General features: G+C 42.5%; 23 protein-coding genes and 1 riboswitch. Of the genes, 10 read left to right on the top strand and 13 right to left on the bottom strand.

Annotated elements, in window-relative coordinates; translation table 11 throughout:
- Positions 1-102: 102 nt before the first annotated feature.
- The 4 genes from F0227_RS17865 to mnmA all read right to left on the bottom strand — a co-directional run bounded on the left by F0227_RS17865 (position 103) and on the right by mnmA (position 3,995).
- Positions 103-627, bottom strand: a complete 525-nt coding sequence (locus tag F0227_RS17865) for a GNAT family N-acetyltransferase (RefSeq protein ID WP_171754604.1) — start codon at positions 625-627, stop codon at positions 103-105.
- A gap of 205 nt (positions 628-832) precedes the next feature.
- Entirely contained in the window at positions 833-2,203 is a 1,371-nt protein-coding gene (gene purB, locus F0227_RS17860) for an adenylosuccinate lyase (RefSeq protein WP_171754603.1), read from the bottom strand.
- A gap of 39 nt (positions 2,204-2,242) precedes the next feature.
- The gene (gene hflD, locus F0227_RS17855; protein WP_171754602.1) at positions 2,243-2,860 is read right to left on the bottom strand and encodes a high frequency lysogenization protein HflD; all 618 of its coding nucleotides are present in this window, start codon (positions 2,858-2,860) and stop codon (positions 2,243-2,245) included.
- A 25-nt stretch (positions 2,861-2,885) separates the two neighbouring features.
- On the bottom strand, positions 2,886-3,995 hold the full coding sequence (gene mnmA, locus F0227_RS17850; protein WP_171754601.1) for a tRNA 2-thiouridine(34) synthase MnmA: 1,110 nt from the start codon (positions 3,993-3,995) through the stop codon (positions 2,886-2,888).
- A 190-nt stretch (positions 3,996-4,185) separates the two neighbouring features.
- On the opposite strand from mnmA, the gene F0227_RS17845 reads away from it, so the two are divergent.
- Positions 4,186-4,455, top strand: coding sequence for a hypothetical protein (locus F0227_RS17845; protein WP_171754600.1), 270 nt, complete (start codon positions 4,186-4,188; stop codon positions 4,453-4,455).
- 35 nt (positions 4,456-4,490) lie between these two features.
- Here F0227_RS17845 and F0227_RS17840 read toward each other — a convergent pair whose 3' ends face one another.
- A complete protein-coding gene (locus tag F0227_RS17840) occupies positions 4,491-5,165 on the bottom strand; it encodes a pseudouridine synthase (RefSeq protein WP_171754599.1) in 675 nt (224 codons plus the stop codon).
- A 306-nt stretch (positions 5,166-5,471) separates the two neighbouring features.
- On the opposite strand from F0227_RS17840, the gene F0227_RS17835 reads away from it, so the two are divergent.
- On the top strand, positions 5,472-7,694 hold the full coding sequence (locus F0227_RS17835) for an NADP-dependent isocitrate dehydrogenase (RefSeq protein WP_171754598.1): 2,223 nt from the start codon (positions 5,472-5,474) through the stop codon (positions 7,692-7,694).
- A gap of 144 nt (positions 7,695-7,838) precedes the next feature.
- Here the strand turns inward: F0227_RS17835 and cspD are convergent, their stop codons facing one another.
- Positions 7,839-8,060 carry a cold shock domain-containing protein CspD gene (gene cspD, locus F0227_RS17830; RefSeq protein WP_171754597.1) on the bottom strand — a complete coding sequence of 74 codons (222 nt, stop codon included), beginning with the start codon at positions 8,058-8,060 and terminating at the stop codon, positions 7,839-7,841.
- Positions 8,061-8,458: 398 nt separating this feature from the next.
- Here cspD and clpS point away from each other — a divergent pair, with 398 nt between their 5' ends.
- A complete protein-coding gene (gene clpS, locus F0227_RS17825; protein WP_171754596.1) occupies positions 8,459-8,779 on the top strand; it encodes an ATP-dependent Clp protease adapter ClpS in 321 nt (106 codons plus the stop codon).
- 49 nt (positions 8,780-8,828) lie between these two features.
- Positions 8,829-11,099: an ATP-dependent Clp protease ATP-binding subunit ClpA gene (clpA, locus tag F0227_RS17820; RefSeq protein WP_171754595.1), complete on the top strand. Its 2,271-nt coding sequence runs from the start codon at positions 8,829-8,831 to the stop codon at positions 11,097-11,099.
- Between the two features lie 111 nt (positions 11,100-11,210).
- On the opposite strand, the gene infA is transcribed toward clpA, so the two are convergent.
- The 3 genes from infA to aat all read right to left on the bottom strand — a co-directional run bounded on the left by infA (position 11,211) and on the right by aat (position 12,936).
- Complete coding sequence (infA, locus tag F0227_RS17815; protein WP_001040192.1) at positions 11,211-11,429, bottom strand: translation initiation factor IF-1; 219 nt, start codon at positions 11,427-11,429, stop codon at positions 11,211-11,213.
- Positions 11,430-11,508: 79 nt separating this feature from the next.
- Positions 11,509-12,213, bottom strand: a complete 705-nt coding sequence (locus tag F0227_RS17810; protein WP_171754594.1) for an arginyltransferase — start codon at positions 12,211-12,213, stop codon at positions 11,509-11,511.
- The gene (gene aat / locus F0227_RS17805) at positions 12,214-12,936 is read right to left on the bottom strand and encodes a leucyl/phenylalanyl-tRNA--protein transferase (RefSeq protein ID WP_171754607.1); all 723 of its coding nucleotides are present in this window, start codon (positions 12,934-12,936) and stop codon (positions 12,214-12,216) included.
- Positions 12,937-13,108: 172 nt separating this feature from the next.
- Here aat and aroA point away from each other — a divergent pair, with 172 nt between their 5' ends.
- Positions 13,109-14,389: a 3-phosphoshikimate 1-carboxyvinyltransferase gene (gene aroA, locus F0227_RS17800; RefSeq protein ID WP_171754593.1), complete on the top strand. Its 1,281-nt coding sequence runs from the start codon at positions 13,109-13,111 to the stop codon at positions 14,387-14,389.
- Between the two features lie 37 nt (positions 14,390-14,426).
- On the opposite strand, the gene F0227_RS17795 is transcribed toward aroA, so the two are convergent.
- A complete protein-coding gene (locus F0227_RS17795; RefSeq protein ID WP_171754592.1) occupies positions 14,427-14,678 on the bottom strand; it encodes a YciN family protein in 252 nt (83 codons plus the stop codon).
- Between the two features lie 391 nt (positions 14,679-15,069).
- Here F0227_RS17795 and topA point away from each other — a divergent pair, with 391 nt between their 5' ends.
- The 5 genes from topA to F0227_RS17770 all read left to right on the top strand — a co-directional run bounded on the left by topA (position 15,070) and on the right by F0227_RS17770 (position 21,620).
- The gene (topA, locus tag F0227_RS17790) at positions 15,070-17,694 is read left to right on the top strand and encodes a type I DNA topoisomerase (RefSeq protein ID WP_171754591.1); all 2,625 of its coding nucleotides are present in this window, start codon (positions 15,070-15,072) and stop codon (positions 17,692-17,694) included.
- A 279-nt stretch (positions 17,695-17,973) separates the two neighbouring features.
- Complete coding sequence (glgC, locus tag F0227_RS17785; RefSeq protein ID WP_171754590.1) at positions 17,974-19,191, top strand: glucose-1-phosphate adenylyltransferase; 1,218 nt, start codon at positions 17,974-17,976, stop codon at positions 19,189-19,191.
- A 1-nt stretch (position 19,192) separates the two neighbouring features.
- On the top strand, positions 19,193-20,647 hold the full coding sequence (gene glgA / locus F0227_RS17780) for a glycogen synthase GlgA (RefSeq protein WP_171754589.1): 1,455 nt from the start codon (positions 19,193-19,195) through the stop codon (positions 20,645-20,647).
- A 4-nt stretch (positions 20,648-20,651) separates the two neighbouring features.
- Complete coding sequence (locus tag F0227_RS17775) at positions 20,652-20,804, top strand: hypothetical protein (RefSeq protein ID WP_171754588.1); 153 nt, start codon at positions 20,652-20,654, stop codon at positions 20,802-20,804.
- A gap of 12 nt (positions 20,805-20,816) precedes the next feature.
- Complete coding sequence (locus F0227_RS17770; protein WP_171754587.1) at positions 20,817-21,620, top strand: alpha/beta hydrolase; 804 nt, start codon at positions 20,817-20,819, stop codon at positions 21,618-21,620.
- Positions 21,621-21,656: 36 nt separating this feature from the next.
- Here F0227_RS17770 and F0227_RS17765 read toward each other — a convergent pair whose 3' ends face one another.
- The 3 genes from F0227_RS17765 to F0227_RS17755 all read right to left on the bottom strand — a co-directional run bounded on the left by F0227_RS17765 (position 21,657) and on the right by F0227_RS17755 (position 23,402).
- The gene (locus F0227_RS17765; RefSeq protein ID WP_171754586.1) at positions 21,657-21,968 is read right to left on the bottom strand and encodes a DUF2007 domain-containing protein; all 312 of its coding nucleotides are present in this window, start codon (positions 21,966-21,968) and stop codon (positions 21,657-21,659) included.
- 4 nt (positions 21,969-21,972) lie between these two features.
- Positions 21,973-22,656 carry a TVP38/TMEM64 family protein gene (locus tag F0227_RS17760; protein ID WP_171754585.1) on the bottom strand — a complete coding sequence of 228 codons (684 nt, stop codon included), beginning with the start codon at positions 22,654-22,656 and terminating at the stop codon, positions 21,973-21,975.
- Between the two features lie 155 nt (positions 22,657-22,811).
- The gene (locus F0227_RS17755) at positions 22,812-23,402 is read right to left on the bottom strand and encodes a TfoX/Sxy family DNA transformation protein (protein ID WP_171754584.1); all 591 of its coding nucleotides are present in this window, start codon (positions 23,400-23,402) and stop codon (positions 22,812-22,814) included.
- A 119-nt stretch (positions 23,403-23,521) separates the two neighbouring features.
- Positions 23,522-23,604, bottom strand: a riboswitch (cyclic di-GMP riboswitch).
- Positions 23,605-23,668 lie beyond the last annotated feature (64 nt).

Below are 23,668 nucleotides of genomic sequence, written 5' to 3'. Positions count from 1 at the left end.
AAGGAAGAAGAAGAGCGCCAGATGTTGTTAGGGCTCGATAGTTAAATAAGCCCCCTTATAGGGGGCCAGTCAAAGCCACCTGCTCTGCAGGTGGATTATTTACTAAAAGGTTGAACCTTCAAGCTTGACTGGAAAGGTATCCGGCCATGGACGAGTGATCTCTTTTATCATTGCTGGTTCAGGCTGCCAGAGTTCATTAACTGAGGTGGCCTCTTTGACATATAAGTTACTGACTTCGCGGTAGCCACTTGACTGATAAACGAATGTTTCGCCGAACAGTATAGAATAGGACATACCCCGGGATTCGATATCCTGATGTACATGATTGAGCAGTTTTCTGACGCAACCTCTCTGACGATAACTAGGATCAACACACACTTCCGCAATTCCGGCAATTGGAACAGGATTGTTATCAATCAACACTTGTTTATCGTGTACCGCGATATGAGCAATCAGTTCTGAGTGGTTGTTTACAATTAGGTAGCGGTGGGTGGGGACTTCTCGATAATACCGTTGCTGTTTGAAAATGGCTTCATCGCTATTGGTAAAACAGCGACTGAGTAGACGACGAATTTTTTTGTCGAGCAGCTCATCTACCTGATTGTCTTTTATATATTCAATATTCATTACAGCCTCATATGACGTACTCAAGTCATTTTACGGCAAGAATCAGTAACAGAGAGCAGGAGTCAAAATAACTCACTCTTTAAGAGCGCATCTTGAGGTCACTTGAGCATACGAATAGTAACCAAAAAAAAGGTCGCAAACATATTGCGACCTCACAGTTAATCAAGTTGTAGCGCTAAGTTTACTTTAGCTGGCTAAAGAACAATTACAGTTTGTCCGTTAACTCAATCGCTTGTCCGATGTAATTTGCTGGCGTCATCTGTTTTAGACGTTCCTTTTCTACCTCAGGAAGCTCCAGACCATCGATAAACTGACGCATAGCATCGCCATCAACACGCTTGCCACGAGTCAGCTCTTTTAGCTTCTCATATGGCTTTTCAATGCCGTAACGACGCATAACGGTCTGTACGGGTTCTGCCAGTACTTCCCAGTTCTTATCCAGTTCAGCCAATAATGCTTCACGGTTTACTTCTAACTTGCTAATGCCTTTAAGAGTCGAAGTATAAGCGATAATCGCGTAGCCACAACCGACGCCCAAGTTTCGCAGTACAGTAGAGTCAGTTAGGTCTCGCTGCCAGCGAGATACGGGCAGTTTTTGCGCTAAGTGAGCAAATACGGCATTGGCTAAACCTAGGTTACCTTCTGAGTTTTCAAAATCGATAGGATTGACTTTGTGAGGCATGGTAGAAGAGCCAATTTCACCTGCAATGGTTTTTTGCTTAAAGTGACCTAACGCGATGTAACCCCAAACATCACGATCAAAATCAATCAGGATGGTGTTAAAACGAGCAATGGCGTCAAATAGTTCTGCAATGTAATCGTGCGGTTCTATTTGAGTAGTGTAGGGGTTCCAGTTAACACCCAATGAATCGGTAATAAACTCTTCACTAAAAGCGTGCCAGTCTAGTTCAGGGTAAGCCGACAAGTGAGCATTATAGTTACCAACAGCACCGTTGATTTTTGCTAAGATTTCTACATTAGCGATCTGCTTGTATTGGCGTTCCATACGGTAGGCAACATTGGCCATCTCTTTACCCATGGTAGATGGAGATGCAGGTTGTCCGTGTGTACGAGATAGCAAAGGAATATCGCGGTACTCCTCAGCTAACTGACGTATGGCATCGATCACTTCTCTAATCTGCGGAAGAATAACGCTATCCCGTGCTTCTTTTAACATCAGCGCGTGAGAAGTATTGTTGATGTCTTCAGAAGTACAAGCAAAATGAATGAATTCATTTACTGCGTGCAGTTCGGGTATATCTGCCACTTTTTCTTTAAGAAAATACTCCACGGCTTTTACATCGTGGTTAGTGGTGCGTTCGATATCTTTGATTCGTTGCGCATCCGCTTCATTAAACTGATCGGCAATATCGTTTAAGTATTGATTTGCCTTATCACTAAAAGCAGGAACTTCCTTTATTGCATCCGTTGCTGAAAGCTTCTGTAACCAACGGATTTCAACGATAGTGCGATACTTTAGTAAACCATACTCACTAAAGAATGAGCGTAACGCAATCGTTTTACTTCCGTAACGACCGTCTACCGGTGAAACAGCAGTCAATGCTGACAGTTCCATGTTGATTCTCCTGAATTAAATAAATGGGGATTGTTGAGTTTAAAGTCTTGCGAGTAAAATTTGGGCTTGTTCAACCATTTTCTTTCTGCCAAACACCATATGACGACGTTTGCCGCCAACTTGACGCCAAAGCACAGTGCTTCGAATTCCGGATAACAGCAGGGCTCGAACCTTGTGTTGATTGGAGGTTTGTTGCAAAACAGATGGGGTGCCTGTTACTTGAATGCGAGGACCCACTGGGCTAATAACATCTAAATAGATGCTGGCGATATTGCTTATCATCTGCTCATCGAACAAGTCAAAATGTTCCGTTTGGCGTTCTGCCATCTGAATACGATCACCCAATTGAGCCATTGACTCTTTCTTCTCATTTAGTTTTCGTTCCAGAGCCATCAAGCTAATAATGTAGCGAGTGATTTCACTGCCTGATGGGGTGCTGTCTATGCCTTTTACCATACATTCAAGCCCAACTTTGAGGTTGGACTCGTTTCCGTAAACATCTAACGTGCTGCTAGGATTGATATTTAATATGGCGCTAACGGAAGTTTTAAACGCGTCAGTATCACAATAACCGTCTTTTGCTACCTGCTGAACTAAAGCAACCGCTTGGCACATTCCTGCAAAAGCGATAGTACGATCATAAAGTGAATTAGCCACGTAAAGCTCCTATTGAATAATTAAATTAGATTTTGCTTTCGATGATACCGCCACCTAGGCAAACATCATCTTTATAAAATACTGCTGATTGGCCCGGCGTTACTGCAACCTGAGGCTGATCAAAAATGACTTTAATGTTGTCGTCATCAATGGCAATGATTGTACATGGAATATCGGTTTGACGATAACGAGTTTTTACTGTGCATGCCAAAGGTTGAGACACAATGTTACGATCGACCCAATGCAACTGCGAAGCAATAAGACCTTGAGATTTCAATAACGGATGGTCGGCGCCTTGTACTGCGATTAAAACGTTGCGCTCCAGATCTTTTTCTGCCACATACCAAGGTTCTTCATTACCGCCACCACCTTTTTGACCGCCAATGTGCAGCCCTTTACGCTGGCCAAGAGTATGATACATCAATCCTTGGTGTTCGCCGATAACGTCGCCTTGTGGTGTTTCAATTTTGCCCGGTTGCGCAGGTAAATAACGAGATAAAAACTCAGTAAATTTTCTTTCACCAATAAAACAGATTCCGGTAGAGTCTTTTTTCTTTGCGGTAATCAGTCCTTGCTCTTCAGCAATACGTCTTACTTCTGGTTTTTGTAACTCTCCGACAGGAAATAGACTGCGACTAATTTGTTGATGACTCAAAGTATATAAGAAGTAGCTTTGATCTTTGTTAGAGTCGAGGCCTCTCAACATTTGAGGAGGTTTACCGTCAGTAGGAAAACTGCGACGAACATAGTGACCCATAGCGATATAGTCGGCATCGAGCACTTCATCAGCGAATTCTAAAAAGGCTTTGAATTTGATCTCTTTGTTGCAAAGAATATCTGGGTTAGGGGTTCGTCCCGCTTTGTACTCTTCTAAGAAGTACTCGAATACATTATCCCAGTACTCCGCTGCAAAATTGATGGTGTGCAGATAAATACCAAGTTTGTCACAAACAGCTTGTGCGTCAGCGAGATCTTCTGCTGCCGTACAATATTCTTCACCATCATCTTCTTCCCAGTTCTTCATAAAAAGACCTTCAACTTGATAGCCTTGCTGTTGAAGAAGGTAAGCAGATACCGATGAATCAACACCGCCGGACATACCGACAATGACTTTCTTTTGGCTGTTATCAGACATTTGTATTTACCACTAATAGTACACGGGCGCTGATTCTACCAGAAAGATTTTCAAGGATACAGTTCCGCGATGCAGTTCACAGTTTTTGTTTGCGTCGAAGTAGCCAGAGTAAGCGTATTGTTTAATTTACGCTTACATCGGATCAACATTAATGTCATAGTGCGATGCAAATTGAATAGGAACTAATGACATGAGTGAGTCAAACGACATTATTGATGAAGCAGTGCTGATTGAGACGATAGAAAATCAGCTGCAAGACGGTGAACCAAAGCAGGTTAAAGAAACACTGATGCGTTTAATGATGACAGGAACGCCAAGAGAAGATGCTCTGGCGTTAATGGCATGTGCACTTTCTGTGGAAGTGTTTGATGTAATGAAAAATGGTGTTGAGTTTAACCAAAAGCGCTATGCAAACCACCTTAGCCAATTGCCAGACCTTGGATTCATGGAAGGTGAGTAACTAACAGAGAAGCGGCATAACCCAGTAGCGGCTGATTACTCACCTGTAATCAGTTGCCATTCACCGGGTTGAAGAGAGCCTAACGAGAATTCACCAATCGAGTAACGGATAAGCCGTAGGGTAGGGAAACCGATATTGGCGGTCATACGCCTTACTTGGCGATTTCTTCCTTCAGTAATCGTGATTGCAATCCATGTGGTTGGAATTGCAGCACGAAAACGGACGGGTGGATTACGAAGCCAGACATCTGGTTCAGACATTACTTCGACTTTCGCAGGCAAGGTCAGTCCATCCTTCAGTACTACGCCTTTACGCAGTTTATCCAGATCGGACTCCGTTGGCGCACCTTCAACCTGAACCCAATAGGTTTTTGCCGACTTAGCATCGGGCTGGGTGAGTTTGGCTTGAAATACACCATCATTAGTAAGCACCATTAACCCTTCACTGTCTCGGTCTAATCTTCCTGCCGCATAGACTTCCTTAATCGGGATATAATCTGCAAGGGTAGTGCGTCCATCACCATCGGTAAATTGGCTTAGCGTGTCGTAAGGTTTGTTAAATACGATGACTTTTCGTTCACTGGCAGTAATGGTTTTTTTGGTGTGGCGCTTCTTTTCTCTCTGTTTGCTGCTGCTTGTTTTGCGTTTTAAATGTGCCGGTTTTGTTGAGGAAGATTTGCGCGCATGAGTGCCCTGCAAGCGAGATGACATGTTAACTACCTTACAATTATGTAAATAAACTGTTTGTTAAAGTTTGAAAATTTGACGTTTTAAGCTATTATTTTCGCGCCTACAAACCGGAACGAAGTACGTAATGATAAACTAACTGTCTGAGTTTGTTTAATTATACGTGAAAAATATTGCTCAAGGAGAGACTAGTAATACCGTATTGCTAATCAATATAACGAGCAGTCAAGCATAAACATGTGTGAGGATGTTTTAGATTATTGTTTATGTCAAATCAACCAGGCTGTTTTCTCATCCAATATAGCCTGTTAATTTTTATAGGGAAATTTCATGCCTACAGAAAAACCAACAATCATTTATACCATTACAGATGAAGCTCCAGCTTTGGCGACCTACTCATTGTTGCCCATTATAAGAGCCTTTACTGCATCGTCTGGTATTGATGTTGATACTCGTGACATTTCGCTTGCCGGTCGTATTATTGCGAACTTTCCTGAGTATCTAAATGATGAACAAAAAATAAGTGATGCTCTGGCTGAGTTAGGTCAGTTAGCGAAAACTGCAGAAGCAAATATTATCAAACTTCCTAATATTTCTGCTTCTATCCCACAATTAAACACTGCGATTAAAGAACTACAAGCGAAAGGATACGCCTTGCCAGATTACCCTGAAGAAGCGGTAACTGATGAGCAAAAAGCAGTCAAATCAACCTATGACAAAATCAAAGGTAGTGCAGTTAACCCTGTATTACGTGAAGGTAACTCTGATCGCAGAGCGCCTACATCAGTTAAAAACTATGCGAAGAAAAATCCACACTCTATGGGGGCTTGGGCTACAGATTCGCTCTCTCATGTCGCGAGTATGTCTGACAAGGATTTCTTTGGTAGTGAAAAATCGGTCACTATTGGTGGCGAAACAGACGCAACGATTACACTGCATAAAGCCGATGGTTCTACGCAAGTACTAAAAGATAAGCTAGCACTGCAAGACGGTGAAATTATCGATGCTTCTGTACTTAACAAGAAAGCCTTGGTTGCCTTTTTTGAGAAAGAGATAGAAGAAGCGAAAAAGCAAGATATTCTGCTTTCTCTACACTTAAAAGCCACCATGATGAAAGTGTCTGACCCAGTTATATTTGGTCATGCAGTTAAAGTCTACTACAAAGACGTCTTCGCTAAATACGGTGATCTTTTTGAGCAGTTGGGCGTGGATGTTAATAACGGTATTGGTGATGTCTATGCGAAGATTCAATCTCTACCTGCAGATCAGAAAGAAGAGATAGAAGCAGCATTACTGAAGGTATATGACACTCAACCGCCTTTAGCAATGGTAGATTCTGACCGTGGTATTACTAACCTACATGTTCCTAGTGATGTGATTGTTGATGCTTCAATGCCTGCAATGATTCGTGCATCAGGTCAAATGTGGGGACCAGATGGTAAACAGAAAGACACCAAAGCTTTGATTCCAGATCGCTGTTATGCCGGTGTTTATCAAGCAGTAATTGAATTCTGTAAGATAAATGGTGCATTTGACCCTACTACAATGGGCAGTGTACCCAACGTAGGTTTGATGGCTCAAAAAGCGGAAGAGTATGGCTCGCACGATAAAACCTTCATTTTGAAAGATGCGGGTGTTATTAAAGTGACCAATGCATCAGGAGAGGTTCTTCTACAACAAGACGTTGAAGAAGGTGATATTTTCCGTATGTGCCAAGTTAAAGATGCACCAATCCAAGACTGGGTGAAACTGGCTGTTACTCGTGCTCGTGCATCAGGTGCGCCGGCGGTATTCTGGCTTGATGAGAATCGTGCTCATGATGCCGAGCTGATTAAAAAAGTGAATGCTTATCTACCTCAGCATAATACTGATGGATTAGAGATTAAGATTCTATCGCCGATTGAAGCAACGCTGTTCTCACTTGCTCGCATCAAAGAAGGTCTGGATACGATTTCAGTAACAGGCAATGTTCTACGTGACTATCTAACGGATCTTTTCCCGATTTTAGAGTTAGGTACATCTGCGAAAATGCTTTCAATTGTGCCACTAATGAATGGTGGTGGTCTGTTTGAAACAGGCGCAGGTGGCTCTGCACCTAAACACGTTCAACAGGTAGAAAAAGAGAACCATCTTCGTTGGGACTCATTGGGTGAGTTCCTAGCCTTGGCGGCGTCACTTGAGCACTTAAGCGTTGTTAGCGGTAATAACAAAGCTAAGGTATTGGCGGACACGTTAGATGCGGCAACTGGTCAGTTCTTGGATTCTAATAAGTCACCTTCTCGAAAAGTGGGCGAGTTAGATAACCGAGGCAGTCACTACTATCTTGCGAGCTACTGGGCTCAAGCTTTATCAGCACAATCGGATGATGCAGAATTAGCCGCTGAATTTGCGCCTATCGCTGCGAAGTTATCTGAAAATGAAGCTGCGATTGTAGAAGAGTTGAATCAAGCTCAAGGTGTGAAAGGTGAGCTAGGCGGTTACTATGCCCTTGACGATGCTCTAGTGGCTAAGTTAATGCGACCAAGCAAGTTGTTAAACGATATTATCGGTTAGTGACCTTCCGCGATCTGAGTATCGCGGACATAAAATAAGAGCCTGCTATATGCAGGCTCTTTTCGTCTATAGATATTGTTCAATAGATGGTTTTAATCTATGGATGAAAACCTACTTGAACATACTGCTTTATTGGCAGCGTTATTATTTTGCCATTTGCCCTTCGATAGGAACTACTGCACTTGCGTGGTAGCCTTTAGGTCCTTGTTCAACTTCGTAAGATACTTGCTGACCCGCTTTTAATGTACGGTAACCGTCCATTTTAATTGTCGAGTAATGAGCAAAGATGTCACCATCTTCACCTTCTGGGCAAATAAATCCAAATCCTTTGGCGTTGTTGAACCACTTAACTGTACCGGTAGCCATGCTATACATCCCTCATTGCATTTTGTAACTGAAGTTGTTGTCTGAGAATGACGTCGATTCCCAGAGTTGTGTGAAAGATAATTCAGACGCTGCCAAATTTTATTCACTACAGCACACAATTTAGCCAATGAATCGAGACAGTCAATAGCTAAGTGAGATTTTTTGTTACATTAAATGCAACATAAGGCGTATTTTGTTAACATATTTCTAACTTTGTGATCTGTTGTGCAAAGTTGCACATATATAAAACGGCATCTTGTGAGTTTGATTAGCTTTTGAGCAGTTAGCACCTTAAAGCGAAAAGATGGCAAAGTTTTATTTGCAGGGATACAATTGGTGAATTAGTCTCTAAGTTAAAGAAAAGTTATTTTTCAGCTTTTCGAACAATTGTAGTCAGAATGAGCAAACAATATGAATGGGTAACTCCAGACTCAGATTTACTGGAGAAAGAACAGACAAAGGTAAAGCCACCATCGATGTACAACGTTATTTTAAACAATGACGATTATACGCCAATGGACTTTGTTATTGAGATACTCGACAGATTCTTTTCCATGGATTTGGAGAAGGCAACACAAGTAATGCTAAAAGTGCATTATGAAGGGAAAGCAATTTGCGGAACATATTCTGCTGAAATTGCTGAGACAAAAGTGATGCAAGTCACTATGTACTCTAAGGAAAACGAGCATCCGCTGTTATGTACGATGGAAAGGGCGTAACAAATGTATTAACCATTACAACATAGGCTGCTCTTTGAGGGAGGTCCTTATGCTAAATAAAGAACTAGAAACGAGTTTGAACGGTGCGTTTGCCCGTGCTCGAGATAAACGTCATGAGTTTATGACGGTAGAACATTTACTACTTGCCTTATTAGAGAACGAAGCAGCAAGAGAAACACTTAAGGCCTGCCAAGCTGATATTGATGTGTTAAAAACTGAACTCGACGCATTTATTGATCAAACCACTCCCCTTATTCCTGAAAACGACGAAAGCAGAGAAACTCAGCCTACATTGAGTTTTCAACGCGTATTGCAGCGTGCGGTTTTTCATGTGCAATCGTCAGGTCGTAATGAGGTATCCGGTGCCAATGTATTGGTTGCCATTTTTAGTGAACAAGAGTCGCATGCTGCCTATCTATTGAAGAAACATGATGTCAGTCGCCTTGATATCGTCAACTATATTTCTCATGGCATCAGCAAATCTTCAGGCAGTGATGACAGCGCCTCTTCGGACATCTTTGGCAGTGAATCCACGCCAGATGAAACACCAGCCGAAGAGCGATTAGAAGCGTTCGCCTCAAACTTAAATGAAGCGGCGAAGAAAGGTCATATTGACCCATTAATTGGTCGGGACAAAGAGTTAGAACGCACTATCCAAGTGTTGTGTCGCCGAAGAAAAAACAATCCATTGCTGGTTGGTGAGGCCGGAGTGGGTAAAACCGCGATTGCCGAAGGTCTGGCGTGGCGAATCGTTGAAGGGCAAGTGCCTGAGATTATCCAAGACAGTATCATTTATTCATTAGATATTGGTTCGCTACTGGCTGGAACGAAATATCGTGGTGACTTTGAGAAAAGATTTAAAGCCATCTTAAAGCAGTTGGAAAAAGAACAAGACGCTATTTTATTTATTGATGAAATCCATACCATTATTGGTGCAGGTGCTGCGTCTGGTGGACAGGTAGATGCTGCGAATCTAATTAAGCCGCTTTTGAGCAGCGGTAAGTTACGCTGTATTGGTTCAACAACCTATCAAGAATACAGCAATATTTTTGAAAAAGAGCGCGCGCTTTCCAGACGTTTCCAAAAAATTGATGTGATAGAACCATCGTTAGATGACACAACAAAAATATTGATGGGGCTTAAGCCTAAATATGAAGCGCACCATGAAGTTCGTTATACCAACAAGGCATTACGGGCGGCGGTAGAGTTATCAGCTAAGTATATCAATGAGCGTCATCTGCCAGACAAAGCGATTGATGTTATTGATGAAGCCGGTGCTCGCAGTCGATTGGCTCCAGCAAGCAGACGGAAGAAAACCGTTGGTGTAGCGGATATTGAGTCTATGGTGGCTAAAATGGCTCGGATTCCTGAAAAGTCCGTCTCCTCCTCGGATAAAGACATACTCCAGTCCTTGAGCGATAAGATGAAGATGATGGTGTTTGGGCAGGACAACGCCATAGAAGCGCTAAGTGAGGCCATTAAACTGACTCGTGCTGGCTTAGGGGCTGATAATCGTCCAGTCGGTTCATTCTTATTTGCCGGACCAACAGGGGTTGGCAAAACGGAAGTTACCTTGCAGTTAGCGAAAATGCTTGGAATCGAACTATTGCGTTTTGATATGTCTGAGTATGGTGAACGTCATTCAGTGAGCCGTTTAATCGGCGCGCCTCCGGGGTATGTCGGTTATGATCAAGGCGGCTTGCTAACGGATGCGGTGATTAAACATCCTCACGCTGTGGTGCTATTGGATGAGATTGAAAAAGCCCATCCAGATATCTTTAACTTGCTTCTTCAGGTGATGGATAACGGCACGTTGACGGACAATAATGGCCGAAAAGCGGATTTTCGCAATGTGATTTTGGTTATGACCACCAATGCTGGTGTGGCGGAAACCGTGAAGAAATCCATTGGTCTTATCCAACAAGACCATAGCCATGATGCGATGGCTGAGATTAAAAAGGTCTTCACTCCTGAATTTAGAAACAGGTTAGATAACATTATCTGGTTTAACAGCTTGCATGAGAATGTGATTCATCAGGTGGTGGATAAGTTTATCGTTGAGCTGCAAGCACAGTTGGACTTGAGAGGCGTCTCTCTAGAAGTGTCTGAAGACGCTCGCCATTGGTTGTCAAATAAAGGATATGACAAATCGATGGGGGCAAGACCTATGGGTAGAGTGATTCAGGAGAGCTTGAAGAAACCGCTTGCTAATGAACTGCTATTTGGTTCTTTGGTCAATGGTGGTACGGTTAAAGTTGAGCTTGAGAATGAAGAGCTACAGTTTCATTATCTGAATGAACAAGAAGAAGCGGTTCACTAAGGTTAGTGTCGCGATATACTAGGGCGATATTGAAAGATCAACACGCCCTAGATAGGCAAATAAAAAACGGAGCAATTAGCTCCGTTTTTTTAATGGGTTACTCTGAGAGTATTAACGAGCACGGAAAACGATACGTCCTTTAGATAGGTCGTATGGAGTCATCTCTACAGTAACTTTGTCACCAGTCAGAATACGAATGTAGTTTTTACGCATTTTACCTGAGATATGAGCCGTCACAACGTGACCATTTTCTAGCTCAACACGAAACATTGTATTTGGCAGAGTATCAAGGACAGTTCCTTGCATTTCAATTACGTCTTCTTTAGCCATTTAATCCTCTTTAGAAATAAGGCAATAATTCTCGGCATACAGTGCCGAAAAATTTAGAAATATAAAGTTGGGCGGTATTCTACCCTTGCCATCGATGATTTACTAGCCTTTGATGGCGTTGAAAGCGCACTTTATAATTCATCGCTGAGCATTCGTCAATCTGGTAGCCCAAATAGAGCCACTGTTTTTGCTGTTCAACACAGTGTTCTAACTGGTAAAGGATCGCCAATGTGCCTAGAGATAAAGGGAACTCTGGGTCGAAAAAAGTATAAAAAGCACTACCCGAATGGGTCAAATTATCCGTTATGGCGATGGCAACAAGTTTATCTTGTTGGTAGATATGAAGGTAATCTATTTTTAGCCATTCACAGCGAGAAAATTCAGAAAACACCTCTTCTTGTGGAGGAAACATGGTTCCATCTGCGTGTCTGGCAGTAATATAACGGCTGTACAGCTCAAACCATTCGCTATCCATTTCGGTTTTTACTTGCCAGTGAAGAGCTTGTTCTTTTGCTTTCGCAAGGATTCGCTTTTGACTTTTTGACGGCTTAAAGTCGAGGATAGAGACTCGGATAGATTGACAAGCATTACACATCTCACAGTGTGGCGCATAAATCGTCTGTCCGCTACGACGAAAACCGTTAGCAAGCAGCAATTCGTAACCGGATGTTGTATGCATAGCATCGTCTAACGCAACCGCGACGCGTTCTGATCGGCTGCTAATATAGTTACAAGTGGAATTTTTGGACAGGCCTATTTTGATTTGACGCTTGTCTGATGGCACTCAGTTATCTCCATTATTAAATGTGGTCAACCATTGAGGAGTGAAACAGTGTTGGTTGGTTTTACTCTTTTTACAATAGGCGAGTTTTGCCAAATATTCATCTCGAGTTATCTCCTTTGCACCTAAGGAGGCAGTATGGGGATTCAATACCTGACAATCAATAAACTTACCACCATGCGCAACGAAATGCTTTGTGAATGCCCACAAGGCAATCTTTGAAGCATTGGTTTGCCTGCTGAACATAGACTCACCACAAAACATCGAACCGACCAGAACACCGTATAAACCACCGATTAGTTTGTTCTCTTGCCATACTTCTACAGAATGGCATATTCCCTGTTTAGCCAGCTGGCTGTATGCCTGCTGCATTTTATCGTCTAGCCAAGTTTCCTCTTCACTGCGCATTGCTGCACACTGGCGAATGACCTCCTCGCTAGCAAGATTGATACTGACTTTATAATTGGATTTTCGATAGAACTTTCGCAAACTTTTTGCCGCAGAAAACTCGTTCGCAACAAAGATTGCTCGTGGCGAAGGGCTCCACCATAATATGGGTTCATCGGTGGAATACCATGGAAATATACCGTGTTGATAGGCTTTAACCAGGCGTTCAGGGCGTAAGTCTCCTCCCATGGCGAGTAGGCCATTTGGTTCTCGAAGTGCTTCCCTTGGCGAAGGAAAGGAGAGAGAGTAGTGATCAAGCTCAGGCAAATAGATAGTCATGGCGGAAAATCCCGTCACTTCAGATGTAAATCCTGATTTTAGCGTTTTCATTTGCATAAGTGAATGATTGATGTTTTTTGCTAGCGATCACAAAAATTTTTAGATAGTCTGTTGCAACGAAGAATTATTGTTTCGCACCCTTTAGCGAAATCGTTAAGGACGAAAAACCTCAATGGAAAGCCTTACGTTACAACCTATTCACCGGGTTAATGGTGAAGTTAATCTACCCGGTTCAAAAAGTGTATCAAACCGAGCTTTGCTTTTGGCCGCTCTTGCCACTGGAAAAACCACACTAACCAATTTACTAGACAGCGACGACATTCGACATATGTTGACAGCATTAAGCCAGCTTGGTGTTGAGTATCAACTGTCTGACGATAAGACCGTCTGTGAAGTTCAAGGGCTTGGTCGCCCATTTAACTCTGAACACGCGGTGGAACTGTTCCTTGGTAACGCAGGAACGGCGATGAGACCGCTTGCTGCTGCGCTATGCATCGGCAAAGGGGAGTTTGTTCTTACTGGTGAGCCAAGAATGAAGGAACGACCAATTGGCCATCTGGTGGATGCTTTGAGAGCGTCAGGGGCTGATGTCGAATATTTAGAAAATGACAACTATCCACCATTGAAGATCACTGGTACTGGATTACAGTCGGGCAAAGTGACGATTGATGGCTCGATTTCTAGCCAGTTTCTGACGGCATTTCTTATGTCAGCCCCCTTAGCGGATGGCGAAATCACCATTGAGATTGAAGGGGAGTTAGTTTCTAAACCTTATATCGATATTACGCTGCACATAATGAAGCAGTTTGGTGTTGAGGTGATCAATAACAATTACGCGGAATTCGTAATCCCTTCTGGCCAACATTATGTGTCTCCTGGACAGTTTTTGGTAGAAGGTGATGCTTCATCTGCCTCTTACTTTTTAGCCGCCGCTGCAATCAAAGGCGGAGAGATTAAAGTTACCGGTATAGGAAAAAACAGCATTCAAGGCGACATCCAGTTTGCTGATGCTCTAGAGAAAATGGGCGCAGAAATTCATTGGGGTGATGACTATGTAATCTCTCGTTGTGGTCAACTGAAAGCGGTAGACATGGATTTTAACCATATTCCTGATGCTGCAATGACTATCGCCACGACAGCACTGTTCGCTGAAGGTACGACAGCCATTCGCAATGTTTATAACTGGCGGGTAAAAGAGACAGATCGACTGGCTGCTATGGCCACCGAACTTAGAAAGTTAGGTGCTATCGTGGAAGAGGGTGAAGACTATATTGTTATTACGCCTGTCGCATCATTAAAACATGCGGCAATTGATACTTATGATGATCACCGAATGGCGATGTGTTTCTCGTTAGTCGCATTAAGTGATACAGCCGTTACCATTAATGATCCCGGCTGTACTTCTAAAACATTTCCTGATTACTTCAATAAGTTAGAGCAGTTAAGTCAGTAATAGTTAATGACCCTCCTGCGATTGTTCGCAGGGGGGATTATTGATCTGTAATTGTAAATTGATGTGACAGTTGATGAGCGAGGTATTTAAACATATTGAATACCTCCGTTGTTGCTGGAGTTGGTAATCCGTTGTCATCTAGAAAGTAGTTCCCTTTAAATACCAACACTCCCTCTTTTTCCTCGACAGACTCTGCCCGCATTCCTTCAATATAGTTGTCATGGTCTTGTATTAGTTGGTTGGCAATTAACAGTAATTCAAAAGAACTGATGGATTTTTTTTCACTCATTATGGTTTCCTGTTCTAAGCTATTAGTTTAGTTTACACCTTTGCTTGCTTTGGAGACAAAGTTTCCATTGTGGGTAATTGTTAAATTTCGGTGTAATTCATTGTCATACAGAAGAAAAAATGTGAACTACGGCATAGAATTATATTTCTAGTTAGGTAAAGCAATATCAGCTGATTACTATGTGCGCGATTGAGCCATTGTCGATTATTTCCATTTTCGTAACTGGTTATTTGTCGACCAGATAGCAGCAAAATAAAAAAAATTGGTTGATCTTCTTGCTCTCTCGCTCAATAGTAAAAAAAGAACGACTAAATTAGCGCGGTTATTTTTATTGTTAAACCGCATATCGAATATACAGCCATCGCAATGATTGAGGACGTCAGAATCAATTATGGGTAAGTCACTTGTTATAGTGGAGTCACCAGCCAAGGCAAAAACCATCAACAAATATCTTGGTAAAGACTTTATTGTTAAGTCCAGTGTAGGTCACGTTAGAGATCTACCAACGGCAGGCCAGAGTAATGGTCAGAAGGCGGCGGCAATTTCGACAAAGGGTATGAGTCCTGAAGAAAAAGCTCGTATCAAGAAAGAGAAAGAGCAAAAAGCCCTGATTAAAAAGATGGGGATCAATCCTTATCATAATTGGGATGCTAACTATCAAATTCTTCCCGGCAAAGAAAAAGTCGTAGCAGAATTGCAGAAACTCGCCAAAGACGCTGATAACGTATATCTCGCAACCGATTTGGACCGCGAAGGAGAAGCTATCGCATGGCACCTTCGTGAGATCATCGGCGGCGATGAACAGCGATACAAGCGAGTTGTGTTTAACGAAATTACAAAAAATGCTATTCAGCAAGCATTCCAAGCGCCCGGTGAATTAAACATGGATGGCGTGAATGCACAGCAAGCACGTCGTTTTATGGACCGTGTTGTTGGCTTTATGGTTTCTCCGTTACTGTGGAAAAAAGTCGCTCGTGGACTTTCTGCAGGCCGAGTACAATCTGTTGCCGTTAAACTGCTGGTGGAACGTGAAAGAGAGATTAATGCTTTTATTCCTGAAGAGTTTTGGGATATTCACGCAGATACGAAAACAGCCGATAACACCGATTTTCGCCTTATGGTGGCGCAAAAAGCAGGTGTTAGCTTTAAGCCAGTAAACGAAGCGGAAGCAAAAGCAGCCGTTACCGTATTGCAAAACGCCAGCTACGAAGTGTGTAAGCGGGAAGATAGGCCTACCCAAAGTAAGCCATCGGCACCGTATATCACATCTACTTTGCAGCAAGCGGCAAGTACACGACTGGGCTATGGTGTTAAGAAAACCATGATGCTTGCTCAGCGTCTGTATGAAGCGGGTTACATCACCTATATGCGTACCGACTCTACTAACCTAAGTGGAGAAGCGGTTGAGGCTGTTCGCAGCTACATTGCGGATAATTTCGGTAATAACTACCTTCCTGAAAATGCCAAAGTTTATGGCAGCAAAGCAGGTGCTCAAGAAGCGCACGAAGCGATTCGACCTTCTAGCGTTGAAGTTAAAGCGGATGATTTGCAAGGAATGGAAGCGGATGCGCATAAACTCTATGCTTTAATCTGGAATCAATTTGTTGCTTGTCAAATGACGGCGGCAAAATACGATTCAACAACTGTGAGCGTAAAAGCTGATGAGTACACCTTAAAAGCGAAGGGACGTATTCTTAAGTTTGATGGTTGGACGAAAGTTCAGCGCCCTATGGGTAAAAACGAAGACCAAATATTACCTGCGGTTCAGATTGGTGATAGCTTAAATCTAGTGGAGCTGGATCCGAAGCAGCACTTTACCAAGCCGCCAGCGCGTTTTACCGAAGCAGCTTTGGTTAAAGAGTTAGAGAAAAAAGGCATTGGCCGACCATCTACCTACGCTTCTATTATTTCTACCATTCAAGATAGAGGCTACGTTAAAGTTGATCAGCGCCGTTTCTATGCTGAGAAAATGGGTGAGATTGTTACCGATCGCCTAGATGACAGCTTTGACGACTTAATGAACTACGACTTTACTGCAAGAATGGAAGAGAAACTTGACCAGATTGCAGATGGTAAAGCGGGTTGGTTAACGGTGCTTGATGACTTCTTTAGTGATTTCTCAAATCACTTAGGTAAAGCTGAGCTAGACGTTGACGAAGGTGGCATGAGACCAAACAATATCGTTTTAACGGATATTGAGTGTCCAACTTGTAGCCGAGAAATGGGTATTCGTACCGCGTCTACAGGCGTGTTCTTAGGCTGTTCAGGCTATGCCTTGCCACCAAAAGAGCGTTGTAAGACGACGGTTAACTTAGGTGATGAAGATGGCATTATCAATGTTCTAGAAGAAGACGTTGAGACTGCGGCTTTAAGAGCCAAAAAACGTTGTCCTAAGTGTGAAACGGCTATGGATGCTTATCTTATCGATGATAAGCGGAAATTGCATGTTTGTGGTAACAACCCTAACTGTGACGGTTACGTTGTTGAGCATGGTGAGTTTCAGCTAAAAGGCTATGATGGTCCGGTGGTTGAGTGTGACAAGTGTGGAACTGATATGGTGCTTAAAAATGGCCGTTTTGGTAAGTACATGGATTGCACAAGCGAAACATGTAAGAACACACGTAAGATCTTGAGAAACGGTGAAGTGGCTCCTCCAAAAGAAGATCCGGTACATTTCCCTGAGCTTCCATGTCAAAACTCGGATGCCTACTTTGTATTGCGTGATGGGGCGTCAGGTCTGTTTATGGCAGCAAGCAACTTCCCTAAATCACGAGAAACCCGTGCTCCGTTAGTCAGTGAGTTGGTGCAATATAAAGAACGCATCTCTGAAAAGTACGCTTATCTAACCTCTGCACCAACGGAAGACCCAGATGGTCGTCCAACGGTGGTTCGCTTTAGCCGTAAATCTAAAGAGAATTATGTTCGCTCTGAAATCGATGGAAAGCCTTCAGGCTGGACCGCTCTGTATATCGATGGCAAGTGGGAAATAACCGATAAACGCAAAAAGAAAAAGTAGTTTATTGGCAACGCAGTAAACGTTGATAGAGAAGGTGGCCATTGTGCCACCTTTTTTTTTACTGTTTGAATTTTGTGTAATTTCTTCTTTAGCACTATTCTCATAATTGAACTAAAAAATATGTCTAAGATTGATCTCATTCATTCTACTTTTTCGTCCAGCAAACAACTCTTCTTAATGGTAGAAGTGTTGTTATGTTTGTTCTAACTAGATGAAAGAGTGTGGAGAGGAAAGAGAAGAGATCATTCCACTAATTAGTGATTTATATGGGAGAGCAGAATGGCAGGTGTGCTAAGTATGATATTGGCGGGCGGTGAAGGCTCACGGTTGATGCCGTTAACAAGCAGTAGAACGAAACCTGCGGTGCCTTTTGGAGGTAGCTACAGGTTAATCGATTTTGTACTTAATAATTTTGTAAATGCCGATTTAATGAGAATATACGTACTCACGCAATTTAAATCACAGTCGCTGTATCTGCATATGAAAAAGGGCTGGAATTTATCTGGTATTACCGACCGTTTTATTGATACGGTCCCTGCGCAAATGCGAGACGGAAAACGCTGGTATGAAGGAACAGCGGATGCCATTTATCAGAACATCAGCTTTATTGAGTTAGCCGAACCGGAGCAAGTCTGTATTTTCGGCTCTGACCATATTTATAAGATGGACATACGCCAGATGCTCGATTTTCATCGTAGAGTATCTGCCAAGCTTACGGTTTCTGCACTGCGAATGCCTCTTTCTGAAGCGTCTCAGTTTGGCGTGATTGAAGTGGATGATAATGGCCAAATGATCGGCTTTGAAGAGAAGCCCGCTAACCCTAAGTCAATACCGGGTCATCCAGATCTAGCATTAGTATCAATGGGAAATTACATTTTTGATTGCGATCCTTTGTGTAAAGAACTGAGAGAAGATGCTGCAAATACATCATCAAGCCACGACTTTGGTAAAGATATTATCCCGAAGATGTTTAAAGAAGGGGATGTCTATGTTTATGACTTCTCAACGAATCACATCACAGGTGAAAAAGAAGCGACATATTGGCGAGATGTCGGTACGATAGACTCTTATTGGTCAGCACATATGGATTTGCTTGATACAGATCCTCAGTTTTCACTATATAACCGTAAATGGCCATTACATACGTATTTTCCTCCATTGCCGCCTGCAACGTTTGTTGATATGGATAACCATGAAACAAAAGTGACGGATAGCTTAATTGCAGGAGGAAGCTACATACAGGGATCAAGTGTCTATAAATCGGTTTTGGGCTACAGAAGTAATCTTGCTGCAGGAACAGACATTAGTGAATCTATATTGCTTGGTGATGTAAAAATAGGTTCGGAGTGTCGAATTCGTAAAACTATCATTGATAAGCATGTAGAAATTGCCCCTGGAACGGTTATAGGTGAAGATCCAGTTTTGGATGCGCAGAGATTTAGCGTATCTCCAGAAGGGATTGTTGTAATAGCTAAAGGAACAAAAGTTGGGTTCTAGAATGGAACAAATGAAAATTTGGTTTGTGGTATCTGAAGCACAAGGTTTAGTAAAGAGTGGTGGTTTAGCGGATGTGGCGAAAGCCCTTCCTAAAGCGCTACAAAATTTAGGTCATCAAGTTTCAATTGTTATCCCAGGTTATAGCGGATTACCGGGGATTTCGGAAGCAGAGACACTGCTTTCTACAGAGTTGGATTTTTGGCCTCATATTCCCTATAAAATTAAGAAACTTGAGTTAGATGGTGTGGCGGTATACGCCATTGACTGTCCTCAGTATTTTGATCGCCCAGAGCTTTATGCCGAAAACAATGTTGCTTATGCTGATAATGGTGAGCGCTTCTCTTTCTTCTCTTCTGCTTCATTGGATTGCCTTGCTAAGCTTGGCATACAACCGGATGTTGTACATGCCAATGATTGGCATACAGGGTTAGTGCCGTTCTTACTGAAAACGCGTTATCGCTATGATAAACGTTTTGATCATGTACGTAGCGTGCTCACGGTGCACAATGCCATTTTCCAAGGCATATACTCCTATGATGAGTTGAGTATCATTCCAGAGCTTAGATTGGCTGGTATGGAACATCTGCGCTACAGCCATTCTCACGTTGGTATGCTAAGAGCCGGTTTGGCTTATGCAGATAAGATCAACGCTGTCAGCCCTAACTATGCTCAGGAGCTACTGACTCCGTTGGGCTCTCATGGCTTGGTTGATGACTTTAATCGTCGTGCGGATGATCTTTGCGGTATATTGAATGGTTGCGACTATAGTGAATGGAATCCGGAACATGATGAGTTTCTTCCTTTAAGATACTCCAGTGAAGAAAATTCCATGTTAGCGGGTAAGTTATCGGCAAAACATCTTCTGCAACAAGAAACGGATCTGGTTAAATGTGATAAGCCAATGTTTGGTATGGTTTGCCGGCTTACTCACCAGAAAGGTTTTGACTATATCCTGCCTATCTTGCGATCTTTTTTAAGTAATGATGTGCAAGTGGTTATTGTTGGTACCGGTGATCCGGATATCGCTAACGAGCTTGCAGAAATAGCCGCTGATTATCCTGATAAGTTTGCTTTTGTACAAGCATACAGTAATCGCTTGGCTCACCTTGTTGAAGCTGGCGCAGATTTCTTTTTGATGCCGTCAGAGTTTGAAGCGTGCGGTTTAAATCAGATTTATAGCATGGCTTATGGGACATTACCGATTGTTCGCGAAGTGGGTGGCTTGAAAGATACGGTGCTTGATTATGATCGTAACCCACTCAGTGCGACGGGTTTTGGTTTTCACTATCCAGACGCGAAAGACCTGCTCATTACGATGCAAAGAGCGTTGATTTTCTTCTTGCAGGATATCGACACCATGCGTGAAGTGCAGATTAGAGCGATGAGACAAGATTTTAGTTGGGAACGCTCTGCAGTAAGTTACTTAGAAATGTATCAAGCCGCATTAAATAGATAATATAATGTCTGCTGAAGTAAATAAGGGACTTTGTGCCCTTATTTACTTAATTGAAAGCTGTAGTCAACTGAGCATATATCGTATGGCGTTTCGTCAATATGAGTATGGAATAGGCCGCTATAGCTGTGATAAGCTAATTACCATCAATAGCCGATAACACTTGGAAGATATGTCAGAAGCGTTACTATTTCATAAAACTTTTCACCATCCTACCAGCAAAGATTGGGTTGTGTTTGTTCATGGTGCTGGTGGCAGTTCTTCTATCTGGTTTAAGCAGATCAAAGCCTACAAAGCTCATTTTAATCTATTGCTTATAGATTTAAGAGGGCATGGTAAATCCAATAATCTTATTAAGAATTTAATGGTTCATCATTACACGTTTAAGGATGTGACTGTTGATATACTCCAAGTTCTCGATCATCTAAAAATTCAATCTGCCCATTTTGTTGGCATGTCCCTAGGGACGATTATCGTACGTAACCTTGCTGAGTTAGCAGGAAACCGAGTACTCACCATGGTATTGGGTGGTGCTATCACGCGATTGGATGTCCGTTCTCAAGTGCTTGTTCGGCTAGGTAACTCGGCGAAACATATTGTGCCCTATATGTGGTTGTACAGCTTATTTGCCTACATAGTTATGCCACAAAAGAATCAAAAAGAGTCTCGCCATCTGTTTATTCGAGAAGCCAAAAAGCTGTGTCAAAAAGAGTTTAAACGTTGGTTTATAATGGCTGCGGAAGTGAATCCGATGATGAGGTACTTTAAGGATAGAGAGTTAGCGATTCCCACGCTGTACTTAATGGGGGATAGAGACTATATGTTTATCCAACCTGTTAAAGAGATGGTGGCTTTGCACCGTTACAGTTCTCTGCATGAAATTTCCAACTGTGGTCATGTTTGTAATGTGGAGAAAGCGGAAGAATTTAATGAGAAGTCGATAAACTTTATCCAACAGCAAATTCACTCCGCCTAGTATCAAACATAACAGACGTTATCTCAATATCAGCGCCTATTCAGGCGCTGACGTGCCGCAAGACCAGCACAGAGCAAACTGCCCTTCGTTTCGTTCGTTACACTCTTTACACTGCCACTCAGCGGACGTAATTGGCGCTGAGCGGAACTCTTCAATAACTTGGCTCGCTAATTCTGATTTCGATAGGTCCATTAACCAGATATAAGGATCGCTATCGTCCGTTAACGGCAATTCACCTTTTAAGCTAAACACGCCATCGCCACGAACTTCTGCGGCTATGCGCTGCTGCTTTAACAGCTCACATACTATATGCGCTTCAGTGGGGTTGCCGGCAGTATATATTTTCATCGTGCTATTCTGCAGCAGGTTTGCTAGGACGGAGCTTCTTCATAATCCACTTGGCAATCACGGGGAACAAGCCAAGAAGAACAAAGGAAGCCAGAACACTTGGTGAAACAATTCCAGACAAACTGTCTATATTTGCTAACTGTGTACCAGCATTGAGGAAAACAATTGTTCCCGGAAGCATTCCTAGCTGGCTTACTAAATAGTATCGAGCCGTTGATATCGGTGTTAATCCCATAAGTAAGTTAATCAAGAAAAACGGAAACACGGGTATCAGGCGTAGTGAGAAGAGATAGAAGGGGCCGTCTTTCTCCACTCCCTGATTAATGGTCTTGAGTTTATTGCCAAATTTTCCTTGTACCCAGTCGCGCAATAGATAGCGGCTACTTAAAAAGGCCAAGGTAGCACCAATACTACTGGCGAAAGAGACTAAAACTAAGCTGGTTACAAAGCCAAACAGAGCCGCTCCAAGAAGAGTCACTACTGCCGCCCCAGGAATGGAAAATGCGGTAATAAATATATAGGCAAAAAAGTAAATTGCGGAGGCGAGTATAAAGTTGTTCTCAATGTAATCCGCAAGTAACGCTTGCTGCTCTTTGGCATTTTCGAGTGTTAAGTACTGGCCAAATTGTGTGGCTAAAATAGCAATGAGAGCAACAAGTAGTACGCCAATGATGAGTTTTTTATTCATTCTGTTTATCCAAATTATGTTCACTAGCTATTAAGACAGGAGTGACAGCAAAAAACTTTCAACACTATAAGCAAAAGGTTACTTGAGTATATAAAAATACCGCTGAACGAGTCAGCGGTATTTCACTATTTAGCCTAAGTTACAACTGTCTATCGTTAACTCAGCGCCTGCATTAGCTCCGCACGTCTCTCTTGCGAAATAACAGACCAGTGAGTGCCGTTTAAAGCGCCTTCTAAAGCCCACAAAAGTTCTAAATTAACGGTGTCGGGGTGGCTTGATTGAATGGCTTTATAGGCTCCTACCGCACCGACGGTTCTAAGATCGACGACTGATGTAATGCCTGCTTTCTTAAGCATACGTTCTGTACCTAAGCGTAGGTTAGGTAGATCTTTAAGTCTTGTCGGTTTTTCCTCTGCGTGAGAGGATTTTTCGTTTCTTGCATGCTCTAATGCAAACGACGCGATAGTGATTATCTGCTCAGTGTCGTTCCACATTTCATTAGGCAAGGCAAAATATTTAGTAACGACAGGAAAACCACGCTTTTTATAAACATATGGCTTATAGCCAGCTGTTTTAAATTGATCGGTGGTGATGTCATTTGCTCGTATATGAAGGGAATCTTGTACAACGAGAGCAAACATTATCTCGTCTACAAAAATACCAAACCCACCAAACATTGAACGTGATTTGACTTTACCAAATTGTTCAAATAGTTGTAGTGAGTTCTTAAGTACTGGTTTATCCATCTGCTTAGTCTCGGGTTAGAAAGTTGCATCAACCAATTCAGTACCGAGAAATTAACAACGGCAAAGGATGTTCTTGTCAAAAACAAGTAAATAATCCATTTTATCGTCGCCAATTCGTCTTCGGCAACCCCGCTACCTTTCAAAAATGTTAAGGCCGGAGGCTTTGCGTCCCATCTTTTCAAATGGTTTGCCCTGATCGTGACATGTTAAATATAGTCAAAATTTGAACAAAGATCACTTACTGGCTTTCTTAATGTGATCTTACT

The organism is Vibrio sp. 99-8-1, assembly GCF_013114595.1.
In the GTDB taxonomy this organism is placed as follows: Bacteria; Pseudomonadota; Gammaproteobacteria; order Enterobacterales; family Vibrionaceae; genus Vibrio.
Note: the sequence above shows the minus strand (reverse complement) of the source record. Positions and strands in the feature narration are given on the sequence as shown.

Excerpts from the sequence above, each read along its gene's own strand:
- F0227_RS17865 (WP_171754604.1), bottom strand. The coding sequence starts at position 627 with ATGAATATTGAATATATAAAAGACAATCAGGTAGATGAGCTGCTCGAC.
- purB (WP_171754603.1), bottom strand. The coding sequence starts at position 2,203 with ATGGAACTGTCAGCATTGACTGCTGTTTCACCGGTAGACGGTCGTTAC.
- mnmA (WP_171754601.1), bottom strand. The coding sequence starts at position 3,995 with ATGTCTGATAACAGCCAAAAGAAAGTCATTGTCGGTATGTCCGGCGGT.
- F0227_RS17845 (WP_171754600.1), top strand. The coding sequence starts at position 4,186 with ATGAGTGAGTCAAACGACATTATTGATGAAGCAGTGCTGATTGAGACG.
- F0227_RS17840 (WP_171754599.1), bottom strand. The coding sequence starts at position 5,165 with ATGTCATCTCGCTTGCAGGGCACTCATGCGCGCAAATCTTCCTCAACA.
- F0227_RS17835 (WP_171754598.1), top strand. The coding sequence starts at position 5,472 with ATGCCTACAGAAAAACCAACAATCATTTATACCATTACAGATGAAGCT.
- cspD (WP_171754597.1), bottom strand. The coding sequence starts at position 8,060 with ATGGCTACCGGTACAGTTAAGTGGTTCAACAACGCCAAAGGATTTGGA.
- clpS (WP_171754596.1), top strand. The coding sequence starts at position 8,459 with ATGAGCAAACAATATGAATGGGTAACTCCAGACTCAGATTTACTGGAG.
- clpA (WP_171754595.1), top strand. The coding sequence starts at position 8,829 with ATGCTAAATAAAGAACTAGAAACGAGTTTGAACGGTGCGTTTGCCCGT.
- infA (WP_001040192.1), bottom strand. The coding sequence starts at position 11,429 with ATGGCTAAAGAAGACGTAATTGAAATGCAAGGAACTGTCCTTGATACT.
- aat (WP_171754607.1), bottom strand. The coding sequence starts at position 12,936 with ATGACTATCTATTTGCCTGAGCTTGATCACTACTCTCTCTCCTTTCCT.
- aroA (WP_171754593.1), top strand. The coding sequence starts at position 13,109 with ATGGAAAGCCTTACGTTACAACCTATTCACCGGGTTAATGGTGAAGTT.
- F0227_RS17795 (WP_171754592.1), bottom strand. The coding sequence starts at position 14,678 with ATGAGTGAAAAAAAATCCATCAGTTCTTTTGAATTACTGTTAATTGCC.
- topA (WP_171754591.1), top strand. The coding sequence starts at position 15,070 with ATGGGTAAGTCACTTGTTATAGTGGAGTCACCAGCCAAGGCAAAAACC.
- glgC (WP_171754590.1), top strand. The coding sequence starts at position 17,974 with ATGGCAGGTGTGCTAAGTATGATATTGGCGGGCGGTGAAGGCTCACGG.
- glgA (WP_171754589.1), top strand. The coding sequence starts at position 19,193 with ATGGAACAAATGAAAATTTGGTTTGTGGTATCTGAAGCACAAGGTTTA.
- F0227_RS17775 (WP_171754588.1), top strand. The coding sequence starts at position 20,652 with ATGTCTGCTGAAGTAAATAAGGGACTTTGTGCCCTTATTTACTTAATT.
- F0227_RS17770 (WP_171754587.1), top strand. The coding sequence starts at position 20,817 with ATGTCAGAAGCGTTACTATTTCATAAAACTTTTCACCATCCTACCAGC.
- F0227_RS17765 (WP_171754586.1), bottom strand. The coding sequence starts at position 21,968 with ATGAAAATATATACTGCCGGCAACCCCACTGAAGCGCATATAGTATGT.
- F0227_RS17760 (WP_171754585.1), bottom strand. The coding sequence starts at position 22,656 with ATGAATAAAAAACTCATCATTGGCGTACTACTTGTTGCTCTCATTGCT.
- F0227_RS17755 (WP_171754584.1), bottom strand. The coding sequence starts at position 23,402 with ATGGATAAACCAGTACTTAAGAACTCACTACAACTATTTGAACAATTT.